Here is a 2158-nt window from a genome sequence, read left to right as displayed (position 1 = left end):
GCATTTTGACCGAGTCCTTCAGACAGAGCGCGATCGAATGTGGGAGCGGGCTTGCTCGCGAAGGGGACCTGAAAGGCACTGAGTCTTTTAAGGCCAACAAACAAAAAGCCCCGCATCTGCGGGGCTTTGTGTTTTTACGCGGTGGCTTTCTTCGCGTTGATCTTCTTCAGCTCTTCATCACGCAATTCACGCCGCAGGATCTTGCCGACGTTGGTGGTCGGCAGCGCGTCGCGGAATTCCACGGAGCGTGGAACCTTGTACGCGGTGACGTTGGCGCGCATGTGCTCCATCACCTGTTCCTTGGTCAGGGTCACGCCCGGCTTGGCGACGATGAAAATCTTGATCGATTCCCCCGACTTCTCGTCCGGTACGCCGATGGCCGCGCATTGCAGCACGCCCGGCAGAGTCGCCAGCACGTCTTCCAGTTCGTTGGGGTACACGTTGAAACCGGAGACCAGGATCATGTCTTTCTTGCGATCGACGATGCGCATGTAGCCATCGGGCTGGATCAGCGCGATGTCACCGGTCTTGAGCCAGCCTTCGCTGTCGAGGATTTCATCGGTGGCTTCCTGGCGCTGCCAGTAGCCCTTCATCACCTGCGGGCCTTTCACGCACAGCTCGCCGATTTCGCCCAGCGGCTGCTCGGCCCCAGCATCGTTGATGATTTTGCACAGCGTCGAAGGCACCGGAATGCCGATGGTGCCGATCTGGGTCATCTGGATCGGGTTCACGGTGGCCACCGGGCTGGTTTCGGTCATGCCGTAACCTTCGCAGATGCCACAGCCGGTCACCGCTTTCCAGCGCTCGGCAGCCGCCAGTTGCAGGGCCATGCCGCCGGACAGGGTGACTTTCAGCGCCGAGAAGTCCAGCTTGCGGAAGCCTTCGTTGTTGCACAGGGCCACGAACAGGGTGTTGAGGCCGACGAAGCCGCTGAACTTCCACTTCGACAGTTCCTTGACCATCGCCGGCAAGTCGCGCGGGTTGCTGATCAGGATGTTGTGGTTGCCGATCAGCATCATCGCCATGCAGTGAAAGGTGAAGGCATAGATGTGGTACAGCGGCAGCGGCGTGATCAGGATCTCGCAGCCTTCGTTGAGGTTGGAGCCCATCAGTGCCTTGCACTGCAGCATGTTGGCCACCAGGTTACGGTGGGTCAGCATCGCGCCCTTGGCAACGCCGGTGGTGCCGCCGGTGTATTGCAGCACGGCGACATCGCTGCTGGCCGGGCTCGCCTCGGTCACCGGCTGGCCCTGGCCCTTGCTCAGCACGTCGTTGAACTTGATGGCTTTCGGCAAGTGATACGCCGGCACCATCTTCTTCACGTACTTGATCACGCTGTTGATCAGCAGGCGCTTGAGCGGTGGCAGCAGGTCCGCCACTTCGGTGACGATCACGTGCTTGACGCCGGTCTTGGGCACGACGGTTTCCGCCAGGTGCGCCATGTTGGCCAGACACACCAGGGCCTTGGCGCCGGAGTCGTTGAACTGGTGCTCCATTTCCCGTGCGGTGTAAAGCGGGTTGGTGTTGACCACGATCAGCCCGGCACGGATAGCACCGAAGACGGCCACCGGGTACTGCAATACGTTGGGCAGTTGCACGGCGATTCGATCGCCGGGCTGCAAATCGGTATGCTGTTGCAGATAAGCGGCAAACGCACCGGACAATTCGTACAGCTCACCGTAGGTGATTGTCTTGCCCAGGTTGCTGAACGCCGGTTTGTTGGCGAAGCGTTGGCAGGATTGCTTCAACACTGCCTGAATATTCGGATACTCATCTGGATTGATATCGCTAGCAATTCCAGCTGGGTACTTATCCTTCCAAAAGTCTTCGTTCATGGAAGCCCACTCCTCAGCAACGCGAATTCAGCACCGCATTTGATGCGATTATTATTGGTGTTTGTTTATACGTGAGTCTGGCTTTTTTCCAGGCCGAGAAGTCACAAAGCGCGCCGAGAGTAGCAGCTTTGCCAAGGGTCGAACAGAGCCAAAAGCGGCCTATATGGTCACATTTGTGACTCAAGAATAACAAGCAGTCATTTTAGAGCAAAAATTCCATTACCCTCTGGAAGCCTCGTAAATTGGGGGCTTTATCCCTAAAAGCTTCGCGGGCAAGCCTCGCTCCTACAGGGTTCGGGGTGTTCACAAAAGGGGTGAACACA

At 57.9% G+C, this 2158-nt stretch carries 1 protein-coding gene; it reads right to left on the bottom strand.

Going from position 1 to position 2158, the window contains the following annotated elements:
- Positions 1-134: 134 nt before the first annotated feature.
- A complete protein-coding gene (fadD1, locus tag ACW9JE_RS30355) occupies positions 135-1835 on the bottom strand; it encodes a long-chain-fatty-acid--CoA ligase FadD1 (RefSeq protein WP_224540960.1) in 1701 nt (566 codons plus the stop codon).
- Between the last annotated feature and the right edge of the window lie 323 nt (positions 1836-2158).

The sequence above is a fragment of the Pseudomonas sp. SDO55104_S430 genome (assembly GCF_054070595.1).
This window is presented reverse-complemented; position numbering and strand designations above follow the sequence as displayed.

Bases quoted from the DNA above. Each gene is read 5' to 3' on its own strand.
- fadD1 (WP_224540960.1), bottom strand. From the start codon at position 1,835: ATGAACGAAGACTTTTGGAAGGATAAGTACCCAGCTGGAATTGCTAGC.